The sequence below is a fragment of the Alteromonas ulvae genome, assembly GCF_048987005.1.
Taxonomy (GTDB): domain Bacteria; phylum Pseudomonadota; class Gammaproteobacteria; order Enterobacterales; family Alteromonadaceae; genus Alteromonas.
Map to the genome: position 1 here is coordinate 3587919 of NZ_CP185261.1, position 25983 is coordinate 3613901.

At 44.4% G+C, this 25983-nt stretch carries 22 protein-coding genes; 11 read left to right on the forward strand and 11 right to left on the reverse strand.

Annotated features, from left to right (window positions below; translation table 11 throughout):
- Positions 1-8: 8 nt before the first annotated feature.
- Positions 9-809 (reverse strand): sulfite exporter TauE/SafE family protein, encoded by an 801-nt coding sequence (locus tag ACOJR9_RS15570; RefSeq protein ID WP_420933835.1) that lies wholly within the window; start codon positions 807-809, stop codon positions 9-11.
- A 132-nt stretch (positions 810-941) separates the two neighbouring features.
- Between ACOJR9_RS15570 and ACOJR9_RS15575 the strand changes: the two genes are divergently transcribed.
- The 4 genes from ACOJR9_RS15575 to ACOJR9_RS15590 all read left to right on the forward strand — a co-directional run bounded on the left by ACOJR9_RS15575 (position 942) and on the right by ACOJR9_RS15590 (position 4141).
- Entirely contained in the window at positions 942-1394 is a 453-nt protein-coding gene (locus tag ACOJR9_RS15575; protein ID WP_420933836.1) for an RrF2 family transcriptional regulator, read from the forward strand.
- 128 nt (positions 1395-1522) lie between these two features.
- Complete coding sequence (locus tag ACOJR9_RS15580) at positions 1523-1957, forward strand: DUF3010 family protein (RefSeq protein WP_420933837.1); 435 nt, start codon at positions 1523-1525, stop codon at positions 1955-1957.
- A gap of 336 nt (positions 1958-2293) precedes the next feature.
- Positions 2294-2857: a DUF1439 domain-containing protein gene (locus ACOJR9_RS15585; RefSeq protein ID WP_420933838.1), complete on the forward strand. Its 564-nt coding sequence runs from the start codon at positions 2294-2296 to the stop codon at positions 2855-2857.
- A gap of 72 nt (positions 2858-2929) precedes the next feature.
- The gene (locus ACOJR9_RS15590) at positions 2930-4141 is read left to right on the forward strand and encodes a saccharopine dehydrogenase family protein (protein WP_420933839.1); all 1212 of its coding nucleotides are present in this window, start codon (positions 2930-2932) and stop codon (positions 4139-4141) included.
- A 142-nt stretch (positions 4142-4283) separates the two neighbouring features.
- Here ACOJR9_RS15590 and ACOJR9_RS15595 read toward each other — a convergent pair whose 3' ends face one another.
- The 3 genes from ACOJR9_RS15595 to ACOJR9_RS15605 form a co-directional block, all read right to left on the reverse strand.
- Positions 4284-5438, reverse strand: coding sequence for an acyl-CoA dehydrogenase family protein (locus ACOJR9_RS15595; protein ID WP_420933840.1), 1155 nt, complete (start codon positions 5436-5438; stop codon positions 4284-4286).
- 171 nt (positions 5439-5609) lie between these two features.
- On the reverse strand, positions 5610-6818 hold the full coding sequence (locus tag ACOJR9_RS15600) for a M24 family metallopeptidase (RefSeq protein ID WP_420933841.1): 1209 nt from the start codon (positions 6816-6818) through the stop codon (positions 5610-5612).
- Positions 6819-6962: 144 nt separating this feature from the next.
- Positions 6963-7355: a retropepsin-like aspartic protease gene (locus tag ACOJR9_RS15605; protein WP_349377634.1), complete on the reverse strand. Its 393-nt coding sequence runs from the start codon at positions 7353-7355 to the stop codon at positions 6963-6965.
- A gap of 440 nt (positions 7356-7795) precedes the next feature.
- Here ACOJR9_RS15605 and ACOJR9_RS15610 point away from each other — a divergent pair, with 440 nt between their 5' ends.
- Positions 7796-8161, forward strand: a complete 366-nt coding sequence (locus ACOJR9_RS15610; RefSeq protein ID WP_349377635.1) for a hypothetical protein — start codon at positions 7796-7798, stop codon at positions 8159-8161.
- A 32-nt stretch (positions 8162-8193) separates the two neighbouring features.
- Here ACOJR9_RS15610 and ACOJR9_RS15615 read toward each other — a convergent pair whose 3' ends face one another.
- A complete protein-coding gene (locus tag ACOJR9_RS15615) occupies positions 8194-10443 on the reverse strand; it encodes a winged helix-turn-helix domain-containing protein (protein ID WP_420933842.1) in 2250 nt (749 codons plus the stop codon).
- 284 nt (positions 10444-10727) lie between these two features.
- Between ACOJR9_RS15615 and ACOJR9_RS15620 the strand changes: the two genes are divergently transcribed.
- The gene (locus ACOJR9_RS15620; RefSeq protein WP_420933843.1) at positions 10728-11186 is read left to right on the forward strand and encodes a tetratricopeptide repeat protein; all 459 of its coding nucleotides are present in this window, start codon (positions 10728-10730) and stop codon (positions 11184-11186) included.
- Positions 11187-11328: 142 nt separating this feature from the next.
- Here ACOJR9_RS15620 and ACOJR9_RS15625 read toward each other — a convergent pair whose 3' ends face one another.
- Positions 11329-12447, reverse strand: a complete 1119-nt coding sequence (locus ACOJR9_RS15625) for an adenosylhomocysteinase (RefSeq protein ID WP_420933844.1) — start codon at positions 12445-12447, stop codon at positions 11329-11331.
- A 114-nt stretch (positions 12448-12561) separates the two neighbouring features.
- Entirely contained in the window at positions 12562-14358 is a 1797-nt protein-coding gene (locus tag ACOJR9_RS15630; RefSeq protein WP_420933845.1) for a diguanylate cyclase, read from the reverse strand.
- A 260-nt stretch (positions 14359-14618) separates the two neighbouring features.
- Between ACOJR9_RS15630 and ACOJR9_RS15635 the strand changes: the two genes are divergently transcribed.
- Complete coding sequence (locus ACOJR9_RS15635; protein WP_420933846.1) at positions 14619-15485, forward strand: AEC family transporter; 867 nt, start codon at positions 14619-14621, stop codon at positions 15483-15485.
- 114 nt (positions 15486-15599) lie between these two features.
- On the opposite strand, the gene ACOJR9_RS15640 is transcribed toward ACOJR9_RS15635, so the two are convergent.
- The gene (locus ACOJR9_RS15640; protein WP_420933847.1) at positions 15600-16487 is read right to left on the reverse strand and encodes a LysR family transcriptional regulator; all 888 of its coding nucleotides are present in this window, start codon (positions 16485-16487) and stop codon (positions 15600-15602) included.
- 97 nt (positions 16488-16584) lie between these two features.
- Here ACOJR9_RS15640 and ACOJR9_RS15645 point away from each other — a divergent pair, with 97 nt between their 5' ends.
- Together ACOJR9_RS15645 and mmsB are read left to right on the forward strand one after the other, a co-directional pair.
- Positions 16585-18084: a CoA-acylating methylmalonate-semialdehyde dehydrogenase gene (locus ACOJR9_RS15645; RefSeq protein ID WP_420933848.1), complete on the forward strand. Its 1500-nt coding sequence runs from the start codon at positions 16585-16587 to the stop codon at positions 18082-18084.
- Positions 18085-18144: 60 nt separating this feature from the next.
- Positions 18145-19020, forward strand: coding sequence for a 3-hydroxyisobutyrate dehydrogenase (gene mmsB, locus ACOJR9_RS15650; RefSeq protein WP_420933849.1), 876 nt, complete (start codon positions 18145-18147; stop codon positions 19018-19020).
- A gap of 223 nt (positions 19021-19243) precedes the next feature.
- On the opposite strand, the gene dld is transcribed toward mmsB, so the two are convergent.
- Positions 19244-20977 carry a D-lactate dehydrogenase gene (dld, locus tag ACOJR9_RS15655; protein WP_420933850.1) on the reverse strand — a complete coding sequence of 578 codons (1734 nt, stop codon included), beginning with the start codon at positions 20975-20977 and terminating at the stop codon, positions 19244-19246.
- Between the two features lie 242 nt (positions 20978-21219).
- Here dld and ACOJR9_RS15660 point away from each other — a divergent pair, with 242 nt between their 5' ends.
- Positions 21220-22062: a thioredoxin family protein gene (locus tag ACOJR9_RS15660; protein ID WP_420933851.1), complete on the forward strand. Its 843-nt coding sequence runs from the start codon at positions 21220-21222 to the stop codon at positions 22060-22062.
- Between the two features lie 16 nt (positions 22063-22078).
- On the opposite strand, the gene ACOJR9_RS15665 is transcribed toward ACOJR9_RS15660, so the two are convergent.
- Positions 22079-23503 (reverse strand): DEAD/DEAH box helicase, encoded by a 1425-nt coding sequence (locus ACOJR9_RS15665; protein WP_420933852.1) that lies wholly within the window; start codon positions 23501-23503, stop codon positions 22079-22081.
- 481 nt (positions 23504-23984) lie between these two features.
- On the opposite strand from ACOJR9_RS15665, the gene ACOJR9_RS15670 reads away from it, so the two are divergent.
- Positions 23985-25319 carry a mechanosensitive ion channel family protein gene (locus ACOJR9_RS15670; RefSeq protein ID WP_420933853.1) on the forward strand — a complete coding sequence of 445 codons (1335 nt, stop codon included), beginning with the start codon at positions 23985-23987 and terminating at the stop codon, positions 25317-25319.
- Positions 25320-25376: 57 nt separating this feature from the next.
- Here ACOJR9_RS15670 and ACOJR9_RS15675 read toward each other — a convergent pair whose 3' ends face one another.
- Positions 25377-25862 (reverse strand): hypothetical protein, encoded by a 486-nt coding sequence (locus ACOJR9_RS15675; RefSeq protein WP_420933854.1) that lies wholly within the window; start codon positions 25860-25862, stop codon positions 25377-25379.
- Positions 25863-25983 lie beyond the last annotated feature (121 nt).

Sequence of the window (25983 nt, forward strand, 5' to 3'; positions counted from 1 at the left end):
TATTCCCCTTAAAGAAGCTCTTTTGACATAATAAAAACGGCGATAACTAGAGTGAAAAATGCAAAAAACTTTTGTAACGCTGCACCATCTAGTTTCCCCGCTACCTTCGTGGAGATTGCCATCCCAATGAACGTCGCTACCAACATGAGTGGAAGCAAAGGCATCTCCAATTGGATCCCAGTTTGTAAGTCGCCAACAAAGCCAAGTAACGACTTAAGTGCGATTATGAATAGAGAAGCGCCCACCGCATTTTTCATGGGCATACCCAAAATTAGCACCAGCGCTGGAATAATAAGAAAGCCACCGCCTGCGCCAAGAATGCCAGTGATCACGCCAACCACAGCGCCCTCTACAACAATGAGAGCAATATTAGGAGAGGTATTTTCTGCTGTTACTTTGGAAGGAGTCGCTTTGCTGTAAGCCTTTTTCAACATCATCGCTGCGGACGCGAGCATTAAAGTGGCAAACAACACCATGATGCCGAGATTTTTTTCTATCGTTATTGATTGAAACTCGATGGTCTCTGGAATTGAAGGCATAAGATAAGCACGAGATAGGTAGACCGCGATAATGGAGGGAATGGCGAACAATATGGAAGACTTCACATCGACCAAGCCTTCTTTGAAATAGCGCACAGCGCCATAAGCAGCAGTAGCTCCAACGATTAACAATGAGTAACCCGTCGCCACATCTGGAGCCACTCCCATCAGGTAAACCAATATTGGCACGGTAAGTATTGAGCCACCTCCGCCTATTACGCCTAACACCAACCCCATCAGCACCGCTGCAATGTAACCGAGAATAATCATGATAACGCCAACTTATTACATAAAAATATATCTTAGAACAAAATATACAATAAAGTATATTCTAAATATATATTTAATTTTTCGATTACTGTAAAATTTCAAGATTACATCAATCGGTTTTTTAGATGACAAATGAAAATAAACACCTTTACTAACTTGGCGTTTCGCGTTCTTATTTATTTAGCATTACGGAAAAATAGAACCGTAAAAACCAGTGAAATTGCAGATGCCTACTTTGTTTCATACAACCATCTGAAAAAAGTTATCTCTTTACTCATTGAGCACGGATATATCTTGGGCACTAAAGGGCGTGGTGGCGGCATTAGGTTAGCCTTAGAACCGAAAGAGATTAATATTGGAAAGGTATTTAGACTTACGGTGGAGGATATTGCGCTGGCTGAATGCTTTGCTTCACCCACCAATCAATGCGTCATTTCACCCACTTGTAGATTAAGAACGATCCTTCAGGACGCAACAGCAAAATTCATTGCGGAATTAGACCAATATTCTCTTTACGACCTTGTTGAAGGAAGAGAAGGGGCATTGGCGATGCACCTAGCAATCGATTTTATTGAGCTAGAATAGCCCCTTTCTTTTTGGATACCCAGCAAGGCTCGCGTTTACCCTGCGGCGGGGAGATGAAAACTGTAGACATACTCTTCAATCGCAATGAAACAGGTTATACTTGAAAGCGGATTACAATAGGAAATACTATGAAAGTTTGTGGTGTAGATTTAAAAGGCAATGAGGCAACGGTATGTCTTTTGTCATTAATAGATGGCTTGTTTCATGTTCCCGACTGCCGAACCCGCCGTTTAACGTTGGCCGATACGAGTGCAAAAGGCCTTAAAAGTTTTCAAAGCACGTTTGCTAAATTAATAGCTGATTATAAAGTTGATGCTGTCGTTATTCGTCAGCGCCAGAGTAAAGGCAAGTTTGCTGGCAGCGCTATTGGGTTTAAGCTTGAAGCGGCTATTGAATTAATTGACGGGTTAGAGGTTGTTGTATTTGGACCCACTGAAATTAAAGAATCGTTGCGCAGAAACCCGGTTGCAGTGCCATTTTCAGATACAGGCTTAAAACAATTTCAAGAGCCTGCTTTCACTACGGCCTATGCTTGGTTAATGAAACGCGCCCATCAAGAGTAACAGCATTAAGCGCCTGCAGTAATTACAGGCGCCTTGGTGGTTAATTGACGACTAGTGCCCAGTTAGCATCATCTTCTGACGCCGACCAATAGAAGTTCATAGGCACCGCTCCTTCTTCCCCCCTCCACTTGAGCCACTACATTTTCAACATCACCACTTTCTTAACTGATATTCAGTCCAGCTAGACGGGAAGGAAGTGAGAAGCTGGCAGATTTCGAATCACAGCTGAAGCTATTAACCAATAGGAAAAAAGCCTTATGACGTTAAAAGGTAGACCTCACACACCCTTTAATGTCTACTATGTGCCAACATGAATGTAAGAAGAGAGTAAACGTAATGAAGTTTTTATCCCTATTGGCCGCTATTGTATTTTTGAATGGGTGCGCGGCACTGTCTCAGCTATCTGTGTATACGGTTTCAAATGCAGATGTAGAGCAAGTATTAGGTAGTCAGCTAGATAAACTTCAACAAAAAGCGTCCCTTGCTGGTATTCCTCTACTATTAGAGGTGAATGACATATCGGTAAACATTGGCCCCGAAGGAAGAAATGTTGTTCAGTTAGGCACCGAGGCCACAGCCAGCATAAACGCGTTTGGCTTTAGCTATCCCGCCCAAATACGCTTGTCTTTAGAAGGCACGCCTTATTACGACAATGAGAAAAAAGCGATTTTCGTTCATTCATTGTCATTGCTTGATAGCACTGTGGACGCCGCGGGGTATAAAGGTAATCTTGCCCCTTTAAGCAAAGAAGTGATGCAGCTTATTAATGGCTACTTAGCGTCCAACCCCGTATATAAATTAGACACAACAAATAAGACGGTTAACCTTCTCTCTACTATTCCCATCACACTGTCTGTTGAGCAAGGAAAGCTGGCTCTTCGCCCTCAGCAGGGCAAGTAGAATAGCTAGAGAAATTGACCTGGCTTAGCTATTCGTACCTAGATTTTACAACCACATCATTATAAGAAGAATATGAACACGACTACGCCCACAAAAGAATTCGACATACTGTTATATGGCGCCACCTCCTTCGTTGGCAAAATCATGACTTCCTATCTTGCCAAATACGCTGAAGAAGAATTTTCCTGGGCTATTGCAGGAAGAGACGAGCAGAAGCTTCTCGCATTAAAGAAAGAGCATGGCTTAACGTCAGTCCCTCACTTTGTTGCTGATGCCAGCGACGAAACAGCGCTTACCGCGTTGTGCGAGAAAACCAACGTTATTATCTCCACTGTGGGGCCTTATGCGCTATACGGTGAGACTCTGGTAAAAGTATGCGCAAACACCGGCACAGATTACTGCGACTTAACCGGTGAGCCTCAGTGGATCAAAGCGATGCTCGATAAATATGAACCTCAGGCACAAGCCTCAGGAGCTCGTATTATTAATTGTTCAGGATTCGACTCAATCCCATCAGATTTAGGGGTTTATTTTTCCCAGCGAAGCGCTATTGAAAAAACGGGAAGCCCTGCCACGCAAATAAAAATGCGGGTATATAAGATTAAAGGCGCAGCATCTGGGGGCACTATCGCCAGCATGTTAAACGTACTTAAAGAGGCCAGTGATAACCCGAGCCTTAGAAAGCTTTTGGTAAACCCTTATATGCTCTGTAATGCTGGACATCCTTTTCATTTACGCCAAAAAAATCATAAAAAAGCAGAATACGATAACGACCTTGGTGTTTGGACAATGCCCTTTGTTATGGCTGCTATTAACGAGCGTATTGTTCATCGCAGTAATCAACTGCTTGGTACTCTGTATGGCAAAGATTTCAAGTACGATGAGGCTATGTCGAGCAAAACCGCGAGCACCGCATGGATAACGACCCTTGGTTTGGGTGCATTTGTAGGGGCAGCCAGTGTTGCGCCAATAAGGAATTTACTGGCAAATCACATTTTACCAAAACCTGGTGAAGGCCCATCGGTTGAAGACCAAGAAAACGGCATGTTCGACATGCGCTTTTATGCTGAATTAGACAATGGCAAGAGACAGGTAGTACAAGTTACCGGTGACAAAGACCCAGGATATGGCAGTACTGCAAAAATGCTTTCGCAAGCCGCGCTTTGCTTGGCAAAAGATATCCCTGACCTGAAAGGTGGATTTTGGACACCCGCTTCAGCACTGGGTGATGCCTTGATACATCGATTGAGCAAGCATGCCGGTGTTGTTATAAAAAAGTTGTAAAAGAGATATAAAAGAGTCATAAACGATTAGAGCCCGCACAATAAGCGGGCTGATTAAATACGCTAGTTTAACGGTGAAAGATGATTATCCCACGTATTGCCAACTTACATGGGCATAGGTAAATGTGACTCACGCGTGATAATCATCGTCCTAACATCCCTCTTGCAATCACCTCTTTCATAATTTCAGAGCTGCCTGCATAAATGGTTTGCACCCGTGCATCTCGATAAAAACGTGAAATAGGGTATTCATCGGTATAGCCATAGCCGCCGAATAATTGCAGACATTCATTCACCATTTTTAGCTGCATTTCGGTAGCCGCAAGCTTTAGCATGGCTGCATCGGTTACCGTCATTTCGTCACGACTAAATTTGTCCATGTATTTTTCTAATAGCGCTTTACACATTTCGAGTTCAGTCTGACATTCGGCTAATTTAAACCGCGTATTTTGAAATTGCCCGACTGTTTGACCAAACGCCTTGCGTTGGGTTACGTAATCGATGGTAAGGTCGAGTGCACCTTGTGCATGACCAATAGCTTGCACTGCGCAACCCAAGCGCTCTCTAGGTAGCTCTTGCATTAAATAGGCAAAGCCACGTCCCTCTTCGCCTAATAGTGCGTTAGCTGGAATTTTCATATTTTCAAAAAACAGTTCGCCAGTATCGCTGCTGTGCTGACCTATTTTGTGAATGGGTTTTCCGGTAGAAAACCCAGGAAGACTGGTGTCGACCAAAAACAACGACACCCCTTTAGCACCTGCTTTTGGATCGGTCTTGGCGCAAACAATGATCATGTCGGCCTGGTTGCCATTGGTGATAAACACCTTTGAGCCGTTTAAAATGTAGCTGTCGCCCTCTTTCACCGCATTGGTTTTCATGCCTGCCACATCGCTGCCCGCATTAGGCTCTGTCATTGCTAATGCGGTAAGCACTTCCCCTGTGGCCATTTTAGGAAGCCAATAGTCTTTTTGTTCTTCGGTTCCTATGTTTAACAGATAGGGCGCTACAATATTGGCGTGAATATTATAGCCCGTTGCTAAACTGTGCAGACCGAGACGACACATTTCCTCTTGAATCATCTGACAAACATCAAAACTAGCATCAGCTGCCCCATACTTTTCAGGCATATCAACCAGCAGCATTCCCGCTCGTCCCATGGTATGCCACACTTCCCGAGGCATATGATGGTCGTCTTCCCATTTTGAATAATGGGGCAGTATTTCTTGGTCCATAAAACGCAATACCATGTCTTTGAACATAGTAAGCTCTTCATTAATAGCAGCATTATTGTCAGACATCACTTTACCTCATGAAACGTAATCAGGCGGCAATTCGCCCTTCTAAATTTACAACTTTTTTACATTGTGATGAGTGTAGAGGATCCCACTGAAGGGTTCGAATGATGTTTATCTAGTATGCGTAATCACTACTATTTATTGACCGGTATGAGATAGGGTTTTAAAAGCCGCTTAGTCATTAAACGGCTCAGTGATCGATTTACTTGGCTCGGTAAACCACACCGGGCCGGTGTCAGTAACATAAAAATGATCTTCTAAGCGAATGCCAAACTCACCGGGCACAACAATCATAGGCTCGTTGCTAAAACACATACCGGGCGCTAATAGATGAGGGTTGTCTTTAACTAAGTACGGCCATTCATGAATGTCCATCCCAATGCCATGACCCGTGCGGTGAGGTAATCCAGGCAGCGTATAATCTGGCCCCAAACCATCGGCTTCTAGGCTGCGCCTAGCAGCAGCGTCTACATCGCCGCATGTGCTTCCCAACGTTGCCGCATTAAACGCCGCTATTTGCGCTTGTTTCTCACTATTCCACAGCAGCCTTTGCTGTGCACTTGGCTCGCCAAAGCAATAGGTTCGCGTAATATCTGATAGGTATCCATGCAGCTTGCAGCCAGTATCGATTAACACAAGATCGTTGGCTTTTAAAACCTGAGGATCTTTCACCCCGTGTGGAAATGAGGTGGCCTTGCCAAACAAAACGATACAGAAATAACTTCCACTTGCACCCACTTTCCTGTGGGCTTCGTTGATGAATGCCTCTACTTCCGTCGTTGTCATTCCCTCTTTGAGCATACTTGCGGTTGCCTTATGAACCGCTAACGTCATATCCATGGCTCGCTGAATAAGTGCTAGCTCATGAGGCGATTTGTGCATACGGCAATGGGCAGTCACTTCGCTACCATTTATTATTTCAATGGTATTAGGCAAGGTTTTACTGAATCCATCCACAATGAAAAACGGTGTTGATTCGTCGATAGCAACCTTGCTGCCATATGCAGTATCAATGTTACTCATTAGCTTTGCAAATAAGGCGTAGGGGCTCTCGTGCTCTTGCCAACCTTCTATGTGTCCAGCCATAAGCTTACGCTCTTCTAAGGAATCAATCTCAAAGGTTGGGGCAATATAAACAACGTCTCCACAAGCTGGCAATATAGCGCCAACCAAGCGCTCGCTGGCGTACCATTGCATTCCCGTAAAGTAGGCTAAATTAGTACCTGCATTAAGATAAAGTGCAGCTATATTATTGGCCTGCATGTAGCGCTGCGCTTTTTCTATTCTGCTTGTGTGCTCTGAAACAGAAGGTTGGGACATATCTGTTGTCATGTCGCGCAGTGTTGCTAGTGCTTCTTGCTGAGTTTTTCCGCCAATTTGCATGAATTGTTTGCCTGGTTACGTTAAATGCAATGTGGTTAATTTACATGATTGGTAACGATGTCGATAGGCAAATACCACAGAGGGCAACAGGAGGAAGATAAATTGATGGAAACTGGTTTTTACAACCCGTTTTTATTAAGCTGGTCACAAAACGGGTTCTGCAGGGCTTTTTGCGAGTAATTCTGAGCCTATTTCATCGTCGCATTGGTGCAGCGTTAATGTGGGTGGCGACATTTGAATACCAAACGGTGCTGCTCTGCCCAACACTTCCATTCCGAGGATATTGTGCTGATTGTCCATAACGGCCACCTTCACGTTGTCAAAATGACAGTCTGCACTTAACGCCAATGAAGGAATGGTGTAAAGCTTCACCTTTTGCTTTCTGCCGTTCGCAAGCTTCGCAATCACCACGCCCTCTTCAGTAACATGCTGCTGAGCTGCAAAAACCTTAAACGTAGCCTTATTCAAAATAGTGAGGGAAGAGCCGGTATCAATGAGGTAGTTGAACTCGCGCTCATCGGCGTCGAAGCTTTGCAAGTACAAGGTTCCGCCACTACTGCTTGTTAACGAGAAGGAATTTGCGTTTGCTACACTGCAGCTAAGTACGCAGTATGTGAATACGGCAAAAAATAACATCAACCAGGTGCGTGTAAAAAGTCGCTTTGTTTGTAATATCATAAGTTGTGATTGGCTTCATAACCAGCAATGACGTAGTAAGATAAACACAGCAACATCAAAGCCAATGCTTAAGCAACTGATTTTGAAATGAAAATTTTATTTCTAGGCAGTCCATCGCACCAGTAGCGTGCAAAATAGCACATTAAATGTGCAATCCCACGCCGTGCTGGCAAAGTTTTTTTGCTATTCTATACTTACCTGATAGTTTTTAACTATCTCGAGATAGGGTTATTTTTTTGTCATCAAAAGCTACACTTTGTTCGTATACAAACATGATTACTTGCAAATGAGGGCTTACTATGAAAAAACGTTTATTACCTCTTTTAATGCTATCTTCGATAGCAGCAGTGCCGCTTGCGACAGCTAGCGCCAACAAAGGCGCAGACAATGCTAGCGTAACGAAAATGATTATTGTGGATCGCACAGGCAAGCCACCATTCGAGCGTAGGCTTGTGGAAGTGCAAGAGCACGATGTAGCTCAGTTTGAGTTGCTTAACGCTTCCACTGAATGTGAAAATAGAATGAGTGTGGATATGCGTGGTAAACCGCCATTTAAACGCTCAATTGAATGCATTCCAGTTATTGACGTTGCTCAGTTCGAAACCATCGACGATAGCAAAAACTCAACAAACTTTAGCGGTCACCCGCCATTCAAACGCCGTTAATAGCCTATCGGCTATACAAGTCTGTAGCGGTGTCAATCTGACACCGCTTTTTTAAACCTTCCTTTAAATCCCGTTCGCGTTGTCCATGCAGGATAGGCATCAATAAATGTTGTTAGCGCTTTTCGGATATCAGGTAGTGATTGGGAAGAAAGCTGAAGTAGTGCCAATGCAGCCTCAGCGTTGCGACTATTAACCATCGGGTTGACTGTGCTGAGCGATGGAAAATGGCCGCGAATGACATCAAAGCCAATATCTTCTTGCTGTGTCGCTATATATCCCTTGACGAGCAGTGGAATAACACTGAATGCTTGCGTCTGCTTTTGAAGGAGCGACTCCATCAGCGCAATATCTGCGTTGCCAATTGTTCCCCTCTCTAGCCTGTTTCCATGAGTTTTCCAGAACCTAGCCGTAGTGGTATCGCCTAACAAGGAAGCGGTATGGGTAAACCACTGGTTGGCTTTATTTGTGCTGCCCTGCGCTGAATAAAGCGTGCCAAGGTAAGCGGCGTTAATCGTAGAAAATGGATCGATGGTCAAACAAGCTTCCATAATATCGATGGCGTCATTATTGTTGCCCTGTAACGCTAGCACCTTTGCCTTCCACACATAAGCCCATGTATATGCACTATCTAATTCCAACGCGTTATCAAGCGCAGCCAACGCTTGCGTAGCTTCACCTCGCCAATAGTGCACAATAGCGAGATTAACATTCACCCATGGGGATAACGGCTCTTCCTCACGGGCTTTTTGCGCAAACGATAATGCTTTATCGGGTAATAGCTGCGCTAGCGCCAACTCTGAATACAAGTAAAGACTCGTTGCATTATGTGCATCCTCATTCAATACGCGATCCAACGATGCTTCTGCTTTTTTGAAATCAAAGCGTAGGGTTGCCAAAATAGCAGTAGCATTGTGCGCATTTGCGTCGTTGGGATTTAAACGCAGTGCGTTATCAATCGCAGCCCTTGCCTTGGGCAACGCCTGATCTGGCGGTATGTACATATCATAAAAATTATACCGCGCATAAATGTACGCAAGGCTGCCATAAGCAGCAGAGAAAGTAGGGTCATAATTGACGGCATCTAAAAATGCCTCTTCAGCTTTGCGGAACCACTCGCTGGTAGTGCCATTCATCCACCAATAAGTGCCTTTGAGATACGCTTGGTAGGCAGCAGCATTGTCGGTGATCCCTGCTTTCAATGTCGTATTGGTTGAAGAATGCGTGCTGGAAACCTGCGCAATAATTGCATTAGAAATTTCAAGCTGCACTTTTAGTAAATCATTATTGGTGGCATCGTACTGAGCAGTCCACAACGCTTTGTCCTCAAACGGAGCAATCAGTCGAACGGATATTCTAAAGCTTTGATTAATACGCCTGACGCTTCCCTCAAGGGCATAATTTACGTTTAAGGCGGTGGCAATGTCAGCGAGAGAAAGTCCTTTCTTGGTCAGCGCCAAGGTTGAGTATCGCGAAGGTACGTTAAAGCCAGGAGTCGTAGACAAGCTCGAAATTATTTCCTCAGTAAGCCCAAGTGAAATATACGAAGAGTCGGTATCATCTGAAATCTGACTAAAAGGCAGTATTGCAATAGAGTTGTTCTTAATAGGCGCTTGATTGGCATAATCTGCCAACAGATTGTTGCTCGATGTAAAAACCGATGTAATAGCAGTTGCGATAGCGGCAACCACCAGCACACCAATTAGCAACCACAGCCCTCGGTTCTTTTTTAACGTGTTATCAGATTTTTCTACACTTTCTGTTGGGACTGCGGCTGAGCCAGTGTTTGAGTCTCTGCTTGAGCCTTCATTCGCATCTTCATTTAAGAGTAGAGCGCTGTCTTCGATAGATGTGACTGCAGACTTTTGGTTTTGGTCCCGGTCTTGCTCCTCGGTGTCGCCACTCGTCTCAGCGTTTATGTTAACCGCTGCGTGCTCTGTTGTCTTATTTGAAAAGGGCATATTTGAAGACGACGATTTTGAAAACTGATTATTCGAAGAGCTCACAGCTGTTGATAGCTCAACAGGCGTTACCGTAAGCTTGTAACCTAGTTTGGGGATGGTTTTGATCAGACGCTTCGATTTATTATCATTCAGCGCATGACGCAACTGAGAGATAACACGGGACAGGGCTTCATCAACAACAATTCGTTCTCCCCACACCACCTTGTGAATATGCTCTCTGCTTACTGCTTTAGGCGCACTTTCCGCCAAAACATTTAACACTTTTATACATTTTGGCTCAATTTTCACAGTGCTATCATCGCTGGAGATCGTATTATCCACGGTATTAACAATATAATTTTCAATACAAAATAGCGTAGACGGCACCAAGCAACCTCATTTCAAAAAACATAAATAACTGATTTGGATGAACTAAAATAGAAAAATAATGTTCATTAGGTTTTCATTAGAAACAAATATGTGCGTAATTATCTTTTCATCATGTAATTACATCGAATTTCACTATTCTCCACTCATCGTTTAACAAAACGTTAACCAGAGTCTGACTCACGGCAACGTGATTAGACTAAAAGCAATTCAACTAGCGCAACAAGTGGAAGATTATCATGACTAAAATATTAACCCTAGCAGCTACGCTTCTTTTTGCGACTACAGCGTTAGCGCAAACCAACAACATTTATAAGCTTCGTACCACCTTAGAAGATGTTTACGGCGTTCAGGAAGTGGAGAACGGAAATTACAGTGACGGCATTCGCAAATTAAATGCGCAGCTAGCGCGCACTACCGTAATGACTAAGCAAGCCCCTTTGCACACAAACCTGTGTGTAGCGCACATTGCAACAGGGAACCTAGAAGCAGCCCAATCACACTGTGAGAAGGCCGTAAACCAGTCAGGTAATAAAAGCATCGCGCTTAACAATTTAGCTGTATTGAATTGCCTACAAAACAAGGCCACGCTGTGTGTTGAGAATTTCGAGCGTTCGGTTGCAGCAAATAAGCTCAACCGCTTTTCATCAAATAACTTAACGCTGGCGAGTACTCGCCTTCAAATTTCAAAAAGCTAACACGAAGTTTTGTTCTTTACTTGAGTAGCCCTGCTTATAAAAAGCGTGAAGCAATAGCAAGAGGCAATGGCGTAAGCCATTGCCTCTTTGGTAGTAGCCCAGCTTAAGATACAAACTTTAAATGCGCCATAAAACACCAGATTTATAGTGCCGACTTCCAGGCATTTTCAGGCAGTAAGTAAAGCCCGCGTTGATGTGTCGAGCCCTCGCCCACAATATACCCAATGCCTGAGGCCATTACAGCCAGTGTGACATCAAACGCATTGAGGCTGTCGCCGTAGCCTGCCGTTAAATTAAACATAGAGCCATCTGCCAATAAAAAAATGGTTTTGTTGTTGAGCTTATATGCATTGACATAAGGCAAGGGCTCGCTATAACTGCTATTGGCTTTTAAATAGGCAACGTCAATCTCTTTTGCTACATGCCCCACGTTTAAGATAAATGAGTTATCTTTCATGGTATCTAAATGCCTAGCGCCAATAACGCCTTCAGCGCCAGTAGCCGTGGCAATAATGTCAGCGTCTTTAATCGCGTCTTGTAAATTTACTACTGGCCAACCGTCATATTTTGCCTGCAGTGCCCTTGCTTGGTCTAACTCAGCCACCTGAACCTGAGCCCCAAACGCTCTCGCTGACGCCGCCACACCTTGACCAACCAAACCGTAACCTACAACTACGACTACTTTTTCGTGCAGCGTGAGATGCGTGGTTTGAAAAAAAGTTTGCCAGGCGCTTAGCCCTACCATGTGCCGATTGTGAAGACCCTCTTTCACGGGTAGGTCGTCCCAGTTAAAAATAGGGTATCGTGGTGCCATACCGTTTAAACGACTAATACCAGAACCTGTGGCTTCCAAACTCGCTTTTATAGTAGGCGTATATTCTCCTTTGTCGGCATTTTCATGTAAGCGAGTGGTGAGGTCTGCGCCCATCTCGCATAAGTGCGTTGGCTGCCAATTCAACGCTTTATCAAAGGATGTTGACCACTCAGCCTGGCTCATATCACGCCATGCCTGTGCTTTTGCCCCCTTTTTAACTAAGTAGTCCACCACGTCGTCTTGCACGGTAGTGGGGTTACAGGTTGTTAAAAATATCTCGCACCCTTGCGATAGCAGCCCTTCAACTAAAGGCGCCATTTTTAGGTCTAGATGCATATTACAAGCAAGTTTTACCTTGCTTAAATCGGGTAATGAAGAAACTGCACGCTTGGTTCGCGGCATATGAAGGCTTGCCCAGTCTAGCTCGGCTTGAAAATTTTGATACATAGGAACACTGCGACAAAAATAAAAGTAAAAGCATACGCTAGAACGACAATGGCCAACAACGGGAAAACACATTGAAAGCATTAAAAAAATATTGTGCTGCGAGGTAAACGTACATCAGCCTACTACCACGCAGTTTCTTCCTTTCTGCTTAGCTAAATAGAGCGCTTTATCGGCTAGTTTAATTAAACCTTCTATTTTGTTGTCTCCCGGTTCTTGAAAGTTAAACGCCGCAACACCAATGCTCGTGGTTACTTTGGTAATAGATTCACTTGTTACTTTCTCAACACTCGACCGCAGGGTTTCTGCAAGTGCGTTGGCATCGTTCACATTGGTATCAGGCAAGAACAGTAAAAACTCCTCGCCTCCCCATCGGAAAACTAAATCTGAACTGCGTACTCTTGCCTTAATTGTCTTTGCCACGAGCTCAAGCGCAGCATCACCGATGTCGTGGCCAAATTGATCGTTAATTTGCTTAAACCAATCTAAGTCGATGATTACAATCGACATGAACTGCTTTTTACGAACGCCAAGTTCCCAGATGGGATACACTAATTGCGTAAATGCTCTTCGGTTATACAGGTTAGTGAGTGGATCGATTCTAGAAGTAAATTCAGCGCTTAACCGAGCTTTGTATACTTCTTTAAAGTTAAATCCTAGAGAGACTGACAGCAGCGACATTTCCAGCAGCATACCAAGCTCTATCCCCCTAAACGCCCACTGTGAATAGGGTACAATACCCCATGTTGCCAAGCTCGATACTGTCGCACCGCCAGTGCCAAGCACAATTGCCGGCACAAAAAACGTCGCTAACACATTACCGTTTTTGTAACACATTACGCCAATAAGAAGCATCCACAACGACAGCGTTGTTAAAATAACCAGCTGCACCATGATGGCGAACTGCTGACTACCATAGACCAGCATAACAACAGCTAAGCCTAACAATCCTGCGTATATGAATTTGCGCTTGACAAATAATGAGGGTAGGTACTTTTTAACATTTAGGAACTCAATAGTGAAGGTTACGCCAGCGATTATGTAACAGAGCATTAGAGTGGGCATGAGCCATTGCTGCACCGATGGCATTTCACCCCAAAGCCACCAGTAACCATGGCCTGTATAGGTAAAATTGAAGGCGGTGAATGCAAGTAAATAGCAAGAATAGAGTAAGTATCTACGCTCTTTGAGGTAGGTGTAAAGTACCAGGTTATACACCAGCAAAATCAGCAGTGCGCCATACAAAAATCCATAAAAATAGGCATTCTCAAGCATGACACTTTTTGTTGCACTTTCGCTGCTGAGGTAAATTGGAATTGTCATTGGGTCTTGAGAGATGAAGCGAAACAACACATACGTATTGCCTGACGCAAAGACATGACTTACCGAGGGCATTCTAGCGTTGTATGTACGCCCACTTATCGCCTCAGTGTCGCCTAGCGACTCTTGCCTCACTATTTCATCACCGTAAATGAAAAAGATATCGACAACATCGAGCCACGCATTATCAATCTCTATAACTGCAGACAGCCCGCCATCCTTCGTTGTATCCGTTTGAATAGGTAATACAGCCCACAGAATCTCATCAGTAAACCCAAAACTCACTTTATTAGCTGTGTTTTTAATGAATTTATCTTCATTAAATGCCGCCAGCGCTTGTTGTGCGTTAGTAATAGTATTGTCAGGCTGACTTAAAAAGAGTTTATTGTTAACCAGAGAACGGTGATCGTCGGAGGGAGAAACAAATAACAACTTGCTGTTGGCGCTACTTTTGGTTTGGATGTTAAAATGAGAGCCGCTATTGATACTGTTTGCTTGAGCAGAGGCATACCACGAGGTAACCCCAAAAATGCAGTAAATCGCTATTGTGAGAAAGGCGCAAATACCCTTCAACTTATTTTGCTGACTCACCATATTTCCCTAAATTAGCCGATGAATAAAATCTACTCTTTTTGTAAGAATTTGTGAATATTTTTTAATCGAAAGACCTTGACGCAATAGTTCAAACGAAAATTAAGTACGGACTTCGACAGTTCTTTTGATAAAGCCCTCGTGCAAGCAAAAATTTTGATACTCTACTATGTACCGTCGTTTACCTAATTTTTAAGATGCTCTCATTCATCACTAGCACTTTGTTTCCCGTCCTCATACTATTACTTTTAGGATGGTACTTTGTGCGCGTTAAATGGCTTAACGATGGCTTTGTAGAATCTGGTTCTAAACTGGTCTTTAATATAGCGCTACCTTCCTTACTGTTTCTCTCTATTAGTCAGTCTGACTTTTCGAAAGCCGCTAACCTTCCATTGGTTGCTATCGGTCTTGTAGGCACATTGATCATGTTTGCTGCCCTTGTGGTTCTTGCTCACTTCACCGTAGTTAATACCAACGCCAAGGGTGTAGTTGTGCAAGGCGGGTTTAGAGCTAATATGGGCATTATCGGCCTGGCTTATGCGGCGAATACCTACGGGCAAGAGGGACTGGCAGCCGCTTCAGTTTACATGGGTTGCATCACTATTTTGTATAACGTTTTATCGGTTTTTATTCTGAATTTTTATCAAATAGGCTTCAGTGCGCCAATCAACCAAATAAAGGGAGTTGCTAAAAACCCGCTAATTTTGTCTATCGTGATAGCTCTCCCATTTTCCTATTATCAGTGGCAATTACCCGAAGTCGTGCTTAAAACTGGGGAATACTTTGCCCAGTTGACCTTGCCCCTTGCCTTAATATGCACGGGCGCTTCGTTGCAATTTCGATCTTTCTCTAGTGATTGGTATAACATTGTGGTTACGACCATAAGTAAGTGTATTGTCTACCCTGCGCTGCTAGTTGGCATGGCTTATATGGCGGGAATAAGGGGTATGAGTTTGGGCGTATTGCTGTTACTTTCTGTCGCCCCTACGGCAGCGGCTAGCTATATCATGGTGCGGAACTTAGGTGGCGATCACCGTTTAGCGGCAAGTATTATTGCAGTAAGTACCTTAACTTCTCTACCTATTACCGCCGTAGGATTTGGCACTCTATCTGCCCTTGGCTTGGTGTAGCTAAAACCACTGAATTGATGGCCTTACTCAATAGCTTGACCATGTAATTTAGGCGTATTATTGTTCCGCTGTCTTGCCTACTCACCCCATTGACGAGGACGAGTTCGTTTTTGTCTAGCTATCGCAAAAACGTGTTTTTTCTGTCTCTACTTCATCAGTAAGCCAATTAATAAACGCTTGAAAGCGCGCTTGTGAATGGGTTTCTTTGTGGGTGGCTAGCCAAAACGTGCGTTTGATATGAATGTCTCTTTCCAGCAGTCGAGTTAGCCCTTGCTGATGCTCTGCGATAAACTTTGGCAATATGCCTACACCAGCGCCATTCATTAGCATTTGATACTGAGCGTGAATACTTGTGCTTCTTAACGCGCTTAACTGAGATAACGCGGTTTCCTCGATAAATTTGAGCTGCGGTGCAAACACCAAATCGGGCACATAGCTGACTAAGTTAAATTGGGAAAGCTCGCTGAGAGACTCAGGTTTACCCCCTTTTACTAAGGATTCCTTAGTATATAAATACAAGCAGTATTCAGTGAGTTTTTGAGTGACTAACAGTCCTTTGCTCGGCTTTTCGAGCAGAATAGCAATATCGGCTTCTCGTTTATTTAGGTTCAAAAAACCACTGGTTGCCACCAACTCAATGCAGATGCCGGGAAACATGCGCTTAAAAGCCGGAAGCCGCGGTGCTAAAAACCAGTTTCCAAACCCCTCTGACACACTCACTCTGATTGTTCCCGCCAAATGCGAACGTTCATCGTGTAGCTCGTTTTGCGCCTCTAGAAAATAATGCTCTGCTTTTTCGATGTAGTTAACGAGCTTTACGCCGTGGGCGGTGAGAACATATCCCTTATTTGTTAACTCAAATAATTTACAGTTTAGAGAATCTTCAAGCTTTTTTACACGTCGTATCAGTGTGGTGGGATCTAACTCAAGTCCTTTAGCTGCAATCGCTACCCGACCGTTTCTCGCCAGCCCGAGAAATAGCCTCATGTCGTCCCAATTCATCAATACACCTGCATTTTTACAGCACCAAGCTGTAAGTATATGTATTGACCTTGCAAACACAAGGTTTCAATATTGTAAAAAAATGAGGAGTAATTACGTGAGACAGATTAATCACTATATCGCAGGTAAATCATACCGCGACGAGTCAGAGAGTACTGCGTCGGTTTTCGCACCAAACACAGGTGATGTTCAAGCTGAAGTATCCTTAGCGAATCAAAATACACTTCAAAAAGCCGTCGATTCTGCGTTAGCCGCACAACTTGAATGGGCTACGACTAACCCGCAGCGCCGCGCTCGGGTAATGTTTAAATTTAAAGAGCTTCTTGAAGCTAACCGCGACAGGCTGGCGCAGCTACTTTCCAGTGAGCACGGAAAAGTATTAAGCGATGCACAGGGCGACATTCAGCGCGGTTTAGAAGTTATCGAATTTGCTTGTGGTATTCCTCATGCCCAAAAAGGTGAATATACCGAAGGCGCAGGGCCTGGTATTGATGTGTACTCTATGCGTCAAGCCCTGGGAGTGGTAGCGGGTATAACACCGTTTAACTTCCCTGCCATGATCCCAATGTGGATGTTTGGTGTGGCAATAGCGTGCGGAAACGCATTCATTTTAAAGCCCTCTGAACGGGATCCATCTGTACCGGTTGAGCTAGCGAAATTAATGACAGAAGCGGGGTTACCCGACGGTGTACTCAATGTAGTGCACGGCAACAAAGAAGCCGTAGACGGCATTTTAGATCACAAAGATATCAAAGCAGTGAGCTTTGTGGGCTCAAGCGACATTGCGAATTACGTGTATGAACGCGGCGCGCGCGCTGGCAAGCGAGTTCAGGCCATGGGCGGTGCCAAAAACCACGGTATTATTATGCCCGACGCCGACCTTGACCAAGTAGTTGCTGACCTCGTGGGCGCAGCATACGGCTCAGCAGGTGAACGCTGCATGGCACTGCCGGTAGTAGTGCCTGTGGGAGAAGAAACCGCAGAAAAGCTAAAAGCAAAACTGCTTCCTGCCATTAAAGAGATCATGGTTGGTCATTCGGAAGATCCTAATGCCCATTACGGACCTGTCGTTACCGGTGAACACAAAGCGCGTATTGAAGGCTACATCGACCTTGCTATTGAGGAAGGGGCAGAGCTTGTTTATGACGGCCGTAACTCGCAAATCCCCACTGACAGCAAAGGCTTTTTTATCGGACCTACGCTATTCGACCATGTGACAAAAGACATGCGCTCTTATCAAGAAGAAATTTTTGGCCCAGTACTGCAAATCGTGCGAGCTAACGACTTTAATGAAGCGGTTAATCTTGCCAGCGACCACCAATACGGTAACGGAGTAGCCATGTACACCCGTAATGGTCACGCGGCCCGTGAATTCGCTCAGCGAGTTAATGTAGGTATGGTAGGCATAAACGTTCCTATTCCTGTTCCTGTTGCCTACCACACGTTTGGTGGTTGGAAGCGCTCTTCGTTTGGGGATACGAACCAGCACGGAATGGAAGGTGTTAAATTCTGGACGAAGGTGAAAACTATCACGCAGCGCTGGCCTGATGGTTCAGACACTAATGATAACGCGTTTGTCATCCCTACCATGGGCTAATTAAAGCGCTAACGTAGACCAACAAGCCCTCGATAACACGTAGGATAAGGAATGTAAAACATGACTGCAGTTGCAATTATTGGCCTAGGCAATATGGGTTCAGGCATGGCCGACAACCTGGTAAAAGGCAATTTTGACGTCACAGCGTTCGACCTCAGCGAGGCGGCGCTAGACAAAGCAAAAGGGTTTGGTTGTAAGGTCGCATCCTCTGCTGTTGACGCTGTGAAAGGCGCTGAAATAGTGGTGACCATGCTGCCTGCTGGGAAGCATGTGCACGACATTTACGCCAACCAGATACTGGCTAATGTGGATAAAAACACATTATTAATAGACTGCTCAACCATTGATGTGGGCACAGCAAAGGCAGTGTCTGAATTAGCCGAAAGTTACGGACTGAAGATGCTGGATGCCCCAGTTTCTGGTGGCACAGCGGCTGCCGCAGCAGGAACACTTACCTTTATGGTGGGCGGTGATGCCGATGCTTTTGAAAAGGCAAAAGGCGTACTAGGCGCAATGGGCAAGAAAATTGTCCATGCAGGAGGCCATGGCGCAGGTCAAGCAGCTAAAATTTGCAACAACATGTTATTAGGCGCCTCAATGATAGCCACCTGTGAAAGCCTCCAGTTAGCGCAAAAGCTAGGCTTAGACCCTCAAGTATTTTTTGATATTGCATCAAATGCCTCCGGTCAAACATGGTCGTTAACCACCTACTGTCCGGTAAAAGGTGTGGGCCCGCAAAGCCCGGCTGATAACGACTTCGCTGGCGGTTTTGCCTCTGCACTCATGCTGAAAGACTTAACGCTCGCCATGCAGGGCGCTGAAGGGGTTGATGCTCAAGTGCCTATGGGCGAACTTGCAGCCAAGTGGTTTGAGCAACACTGCGATGAAGGCAACGGCTCACTGGATTTTTCATCCATTATTAATAAGCTTGCTTAAGCAAGTGTAAACTCACTAAGCCGCTGGCAAGAAAGTAGTTGCTGACTGTGGGACTACAGGCTTTGCGGCTCAGCGCTTTGGCAGTTGAGCCGTGAAAAAGCGGACGAATAAAAAACCGATAATGCATGCTCGTAACGTAGCACGTCAATATCGGTTTTTTTTCGTGGAACGTTGGTGGGTATTCCCGCGTTCGCGTTTCTGGCCTGAAGGTCTAATATTGACCCTAGTCGTGACCGCCACAGCAGCCACCGCCTTGTCCCGCCCAGTTTTTAAGCTTTGTGGTTTTACCTATGCCCGGGTTAAAGCTATTGGTAGGGTCGAGTTTTCGATAAAAATTCCGCAGTGTTTCTTTGGCTGCATACTCATGCCCCACGTTATGCTCGGCTGGGTATTCCGCCTTGCGCTCGTCAAAGGTGGTTAATATCTTATTTTTTAGCGCTTTTGCATCAGCGCCTTTTTTGACAATATAATTTTGATGCATGACATGGCAAAACAGATGGCCATAGTAAAGTTTGGTGTCTATTTGCTCATCAATATCTTTAGGTAATACTTCAAACCATGCAGGATCATTACGGCGAAGGGCCACATCGATTGTCATCATGGCACCCACTTTCTTAGAGTGCATAATGTGATAACGACCAATTGCCCCCCCTGCTACAAAGCGATGGAGTATCGCTTTATCCGCTTCGTCTTCGGTACATTCAAAGTAGCCACCTTCGTTGGTTTTGAAAAATTCATTAAGGTATTGGCGAGCTTCGTCAACACCCTCATTGCTCATTTCCAAAATCCAGTGGTGCTGGTATTTATCTCTGAATTCATCCATGCGTTTAGGGAGATGATTCGGAAATAAATAGCTAAAAGCCTGCATAACACGGTCTGACATTTTATTGGGTAAAAACCCTAATTTATCCGCGAATGCATCAAACTTACGTTTAAACGCAAACAGTTGGGGGATAAACTTTGCACCCAGTTTATTAATAACAATGAACATGTCTTTACCGTACTTCTTCGACACGTCGTAACAGTCGCGATGCAAATACTCACCAGAGTCAGGCAAATGCGTAAAAGTAGAAAGAATGTCTCTACGCACTGACGTAAATACGTTCGCATCATTTGAACCCACATAAAACACCTGTTTCTTGTCAGGTATAGGGAAGGTGTCTAAACGAACAGCAAATACGGCAAGCTTTCCCGCACATCCAGATGCATCGTGCAGCCTGCGACCGTCATTGTTATAGCGCGATGGCGTGTCTGAATCGACGTCTCTCACCCTAGCATCGTACTCATTGTCCGACGCTCTTGCGTCAGGCTGCTCTACATCAGCATCTGTCCAGCGTTTGTTTTCTAAATTCTCGAGGATCTCTTCAGGATCACTGCCTAACTTGATGCCGAGGTTATTCACCAGTGATAGCGTGCCGTCGGCGTCAATTTGGGCAAATAACGCTAGCTCGGTATAGGCTGGGCCACGCTTAACAAGGGCTCCGCCGGAATTATTACAAACGCCGCCGACTATTGATGCGCCGATGCACGAAGAGCCAATTACTGAATGAGGCTCTCGGCCGTAAGGCGCTAACTGCTCTTCTAAGCCAAATAGCGTACTGCCTGCAAGACCGACTATTTGCTTGCCCTCGTTCACCAACTGAATATCGTCGATACGCATAGTGCTAATGATAACAAGGGGTCTGTCGTACTCTTTTCCGTCAGGCGTAGAGCCTCCAGTGAGACCTGTATTAGCAGCCTGCATAATGACGGCTACATCTGCATCGACACATAGCTGTAACACTCGCCAAATTTCCACCAGCGAACCTGGGCGCACCACCGCCAACGCCTCACCAGAGCCAAAGCGAATACCTTTACAATAAGGTTGCTTTTTAGCAGGGTCCGTCAGTAAGTAAGCTTGTCCAACAACATGTTGCATAGACGTAATCAACGACTGGGTATCAAGGTGCACGGCCATGGGTCTCTCTACGTTAAAATAGGAATTCTTCGCTGGTGAGGAACTATACACGAAAGCGAAATAGAACAAAGAGGGAACCGTCAGGTTCTTAATACAATTTACTTATATTTAATGGGGCTAAAACCGGTAAACGCACAAGCTTTTTAAAACGCAGATTGAAAGTACAGCCCCTAATTTAGTGCGTACGGACCTTGTTGTGATACATTAAAAAGTAGACAACCCAATCACATGACACCGGTACAATGAAATCAACAATTCAGTACGCTGCACTATCCTTTTTAACCGCAATTATGCTAACCACCCTGTCGGCAATACTTTTTGCCGAATCGACCATGGCGGCCAATAACGGCAGTAGCGATGAAAGTAGTGATAAAAGCACGCTTTCCTATGTCCCAAGCGAGTCTCCTTTACACGATGTAATAAACGCTCAGAAAAAGGCGGTCGAAAACAACACGCTTTTATTGGTGGTGTTAGGTGCCCAGTGGTGTCATGACAGTACGGGACTGGCCTCACACTTTGAATCGGAAGCACTGCAACCTATTCTAGAAAAGTATTACACAACCCTACTTGTGGATGTTGGTTTACTAGAGGATAGACGCAGCATTACCAAGCGGTTTGATTACCCCATTTACTATGCCACACCCACAGTAATGATTGTTGAACCCAACACAGGAACGTTACTTAATCGCGCTAGCATGGCGAGATGGGCCCATGCTGATAGCATTCCACTTATTGATTATGTTGAATATTTTACCGCTCATGGCGAATTAAGTGAGCAAGAAATTGCTGCGTTACAGTCTTATACCCCCACGCCTAAAGAGACGTCATACAATGAAGAACATGCTGCCCGCTTGCAGGCAGCGTACAAGGAGCTATCGCCTTTGTTAAAGGATGATATCAATGGTGACTTAGAAGGTGACACAGCTGATAATTTTTACGCTATGTGGAAAGAAGTTCGCCAGTTTCGCGCTACTCTACAAAAGGAGCTAATGGAACGAACTCAAGCACAGCTAAACCCAAGTGAAGGGGAATTAGAAACCCAAAAGGCCACACTCACTGAGCATGGCCCTTTCTCATGGCAGTAACGCGCTAAATAGCGTGTTAAGCGTTTTGAGGCTTTGAACGTCTGGCGGCAGAATGGCTGCTGCCATTACCCTTAGCCTGACTTTGGCCCGCAGAATTTCCGCGATTGCCACCTTCCGTGTTTGATGAACTGCGTCGCTTGTTTTTAAACTGAGCTCCACTTTTATTAGCACCGCTCTTATTAGCACCGCCTCTATTTGCGCTTCGTCCACTCTCAGAACCCTGAGATCGATTTGCACTATCAAACGTTTTTGCCACTTTAGGCTTCTTTGGCTTTTTCGGTGCAGACAGTGTGGTAGCAGGAACCGGCACTTGGGGTGCAAACCCTTCTAACGTCTCTCTTGGAAGCAGTTTTTGTATAAGGGTTTCAATATCTTTAAGACTTTGAAGTTCATCTACACTGACAAAAGACCATGCCTGTCCACTTGAGCCTGCTCTTCCCGTTCTACCAATTCGATGAACATAGTCTGCAGGCGTATTTGGCAAATCAAGATTCACAACAATAGGTAGTTCACTGATGTCGATGCCTCGAGCGGCGATGTCGGTTGCTACCAACACATTAATGTCGCCTGATTTAAAATCTGATAGTGCTTTGGTTCTCGCACCCTGGCTTTTATTACCATGAATAGCGGCTGCTGGAATCTTCGCTTTCGACAATTTGTCGGCAACACGATTAGCACCGTGCTTGGTACGGCTGAATACGAGTACCTGGCTCCACTTTTCCTGCTTAATTAAGCTAATCAGTGCTGAGGTCTTTTTAGACTTGTCTACAGTAATCAAATGCTGTTTTACTGAGTCTACGGTGGTGTTTGCTGGCGCCGTAGAGATGTGCACTGGATCGCGAGTGATCGTTTGCGCTAATGCTGTAATTTCTGGTGAAAATGTGGCGGAGAAAAGTAGACTTTGACGCTTCGCGGGCAACAGTTTAAGTACTTTTTTAATGTCGTGGATAAAGCCCATGTCCAACATTCTATCGGCTTCATCTAACACAAGCACTTCTAGCTGGGAAAACTTAACAGCATTTTGTTGATACAAATCGAGAAGACGACCGGGCGTGGCAATAAGTACATCAACCCCTTTTCTCAATTTCATCATTTGCGGGTTTATACCTACACCACCAAATACAACTGCCGTAGTTAATGGCACAAACGTGCTAAACGAACGAATACTTTCTTCTACTTGGGCAGCTAATTCTCGAGTAGGTGTTAGTACTAAGGCTCTAATATTGTTGCCTGACGCTTTTTTACCATCTAATAGGTTGTGCAATATAGGCAAGCCAAACCCCGCAGTTTTTCCGGTTCCGGTTTGCGCAGCAGCAAGTACATCTTTCCCTTCCATCACGACGGGAATTGCTTTTTCTTGAATAGGTGATGGTTTGCTAAACCCTTGTTTTTCGATTGCTTTCAACAACGGCTCGGCAAGCCCTAGCTGGGAAAATGACATTAAATAACTAACTCCTGAAAAATTGTTGCTTTGTCTGATAAAGCAGTAGGTACCTTTGGGTGAAGCGAGAATGCCGTTTTGCTAACCGATGGGTTATTTTGCTAACCGATGGGTTTAAAATATAAAGGGGATGACCAAGGCACCGAAGCGACTTAAAAAGCTCTTTTGATTTATTGTACAAGATGGAATAAACGCACGCTGCTATCCTGTTTAAGCGCGCGCGGAGTCTATCATTTATAACGCATGATAACCAGCACGCTTTTTAATCATGGTGTTTCTCCGCCTGCTTATTTATCGCTTTTTCGGAAGTACCGTAACTATGCTAAACTCAGAGGTGTTGAATAAGTAAACGCACAAGTTGTTGCAAAATCACACAGCAAAATAAGCACCTCCTTTAAGAAAAATCTTTACCAAATCTTTTATTCAGTATAAAACGCGTTTTCTGCATACATAGTCGTATGCTCTTGGAGTAAATAAACGAATGAATATAGAGCAATTCTATCAAGCTATCGAAAGTAAGCTTTTAATTATTGAGTCATCGATACTATCGACAAGCTTCTATGCACAGCTGCTCACTATCGCTTTTATTTATCTGAGCGCATTTTTGTTTTCTAGGCAAATTGAAAAATCTCTCAGATTTACAAAAAGCAAACCACAAAGCGGTGCTCATACATTGCATGGTTTTTTGTACAACTTAGGCCGTTCCCTATTTCCTATTATTACCATAAGCCTACTGAAGTTTTCTACTGTACTAGGAGAACGCTTTCAGTTTGACGCATGGCTATTAGATATTGCCGTTGTGGTTGCTGTACTTATTTTTGTCAATTCAATTATCAACGGTTTTGTAGAGAATAAATCTACCGCTCGCCTTATGAGAGTAGTGGGTTTACCTATTTTGTTTTTACACCTTATCGGGCTGCTTCCAATAATTAATGAAGCCTTGGCATCTATCGCTATTTCGGTAGGAAACGTCCAAATTTCTGCTTATGGCGTTGCTAGGGTTGTGCTATTCGGCGGGCTTCTCTTTTGGCTAGGCCGAAGCTCAAACGCCATTGGCCAAGACATAATCAGAAATCATAAGTCGTTAGATTTATCGACAAAAGAAGTGTTTGCAAAACTTTTTGAAGTCGCACTATTTTGCGTAGCGTTTATTTTATTGCTCAATGTGATGGGCATTAACCTCACCGCATTGGCAGTATTTGGCGGTGCACTAGGTGTTGGATTAGGCCTCGGATTGCAATCAATCGCCTCTAACTTTATCTCCGGCATTATTATTCTACTCGATCGTTCATTAACCGTTGGCGACTACGTAGAGCTTGAAGATGGTAGAAAAGGTATCGTTCGCGAATTTAAAATGCGCTACGCAGTATTAGAAACCTTTGATGGCAAAGATATTTTAGTGCCCAACGAAAAGTTCATCAGCTCACTACTTATCAACTGGACACACAAAGATTCAAAACAGCGCTACCGCATCGATTTTTCAGTGGCTTACAAAACCGATATCCGCGCGATGGTTGAAATAGTGAAATCTGCTGTAGCAGACCACCCGCAGGTGATAGGCGGTGAAGGGATTCCATTTGAAGAGCAGCCAGACTGTGAAATTGATAGTTTTGGCGACTCAGGCGTTAATATGTTTATCGAGTTTTGGATGGAAGGGGTAGACGACGGTAAAAATCGCGTGGGTGGCGACTTGTTGCTGACAGTTTTTGAAACCTTGAGAGAACATAATATTGAGATACCTTTCCCTCAACGTGAAGTGCGTGTACTCAATGAAAGTGACGGAATGTCTAAGATGAGCATAAAGACTTCTGAATAACGCTTAGCGTTACTGATATAATTCCAGTTTATAGGGTTGCGACGGCGCGCTACTGCCTCAAAAACGGGCGCGCAGTGTATCCCACTGCCACTTATCAGCACTAAGCCCTAATAATGTACAAAACACCTCATAATCTTGCTTTCCCATCGCTGAGGCCACTGTTTTTAGTTGCGATTTAGCCTTTATCGCCTTAACTTGCAAAAGCTCTAATCGCACATCCGCATTATCATCAAAGTAATCGTTAATAATTGCATCGGCTTTCAGCGTTGCATCCCATGCAGTGAGTACATAGTTCAATAATTTCATGTATACCGTAATCATAGATTTACGGCTAATAATATGGTCAAAAAGAGACCCAACAAAGAGTCGTGTCATTGCAGCTTCAGATAATAACTGCACACTATCGTTTAACTGATTGAGTTGTGATAAGAAATCGCTGAGTAACTTGAAATGGAGTTCACTGTTGACTTGTGAGTCGTTCAGTAGGTTTATATCGTCACTCAACATGTCTAGCGCGATTAACGTACGCTGTGGGCTTGTCATAAATTTTTGCCTGTTAACCCTCTTAAGCCAAAGTTGCGGCGCTGTCTTCGACCTATTGGTTTTACTGCTCTTTAGCACATCGCTTTAATCGTAACCACCAAGTATTTACAAGTAAAGTAGG

Bases quoted from the DNA above. Each gene is read 5' to 3' on its own strand.
- ACOJR9_RS15595 (WP_420933840.1), bottom strand. From the start codon at position 5,438: ATGTCTGACAATAATGCTGCTATTAATGAAGAGCTTACTATGTTCAAA.
- ACOJR9_RS15610 (WP_349377635.1), top strand. From the start codon at position 7,796: ATGAAAAAACGTTTATTACCTCTTTTAATGCTATCTTCGATAGCAGCA.
- ACOJR9_RS15590 (WP_420933839.1), top strand. From the start codon at position 2,930: ATGAACACGACTACGCCCACAAAAGAATTCGACATACTGTTATATGGC.
- ACOJR9_RS15675 (WP_420933854.1), bottom strand. From the start codon at position 25,862: ATGACAAGCCCACAGCGTACGTTAATCGCGCTAGACATGTTGAGTGAC.
- ACOJR9_RS15625 (WP_420933844.1), bottom strand. From the start codon at position 12,447: ATGTATCAAAATTTTCAAGCCGAGCTAGACTGGGCAAGCCTTCATATG.
- ACOJR9_RS15585 (WP_420933838.1), top strand. From the start codon at position 2,294: ATGAAGTTTTTATCCCTATTGGCCGCTATTGTATTTTTGAATGGGTGC.
- ACOJR9_RS15575 (WP_420933836.1), top strand. From the start codon at position 942: ATGAAAATAAACACCTTTACTAACTTGGCGTTTCGCGTTCTTATTTAT.
- dld (WP_420933850.1), bottom strand. From the start codon at position 20,977: ATGGCCGTGCACCTTGATACCCAGTCGTTGATTACGTCTATGCAACAT.
- ACOJR9_RS15600 (WP_420933841.1), bottom strand. From the start codon at position 6,818: ATGCAAATTGGCGGAAAAACTCAGCAAGAAGCACTAGCAACACTGCGC.
- ACOJR9_RS15670 (WP_420933853.1), top strand. From the start codon at position 23,985: ATGAATATAGAGCAATTCTATCAAGCTATCGAAAGTAAGCTTTTAATT.
- ACOJR9_RS15665 (WP_420933852.1), bottom strand. From the start codon at position 23,503: ATGTCATTTTCCCAGCTAGGGCTTGCCGAGCCGTTGTTGAAAGCAATC.
- ACOJR9_RS15580 (WP_420933837.1), top strand. From the start codon at position 1,523: ATGAAAGTTTGTGGTGTAGATTTAAAAGGCAATGAGGCAACGGTATGT.
- ACOJR9_RS15620 (WP_420933843.1), top strand. From the start codon at position 10,728: ATGACTAAAATATTAACCCTAGCAGCTACGCTTCTTTTTGCGACTACA.
- ACOJR9_RS15640 (WP_420933847.1), bottom strand. From the start codon at position 16,487: ATGAATTGGGACGACATGAGGCTATTTCTCGGGCTGGCGAGAAACGGT.
- ACOJR9_RS15660 (WP_420933851.1), top strand. From the start codon at position 21,220: ATGAAATCAACAATTCAGTACGCTGCACTATCCTTTTTAACCGCAATT.
- mmsB (WP_420933849.1), top strand. From the start codon at position 18,145: ATGACTGCAGTTGCAATTATTGGCCTAGGCAATATGGGTTCAGGCATG.
- ACOJR9_RS15570 (WP_420933835.1), bottom strand. From the start codon at position 809: ATGATTATTCTCGGTTACATTGCAGCGGTGCTGATGGGGTTGGTGTTA.
- ACOJR9_RS15630 (WP_420933845.1), bottom strand. From the start codon at position 14,358: ATGGTGAGTCAGCAAAATAAGTTGAAGGGTATTTGCGCCTTTCTCACA.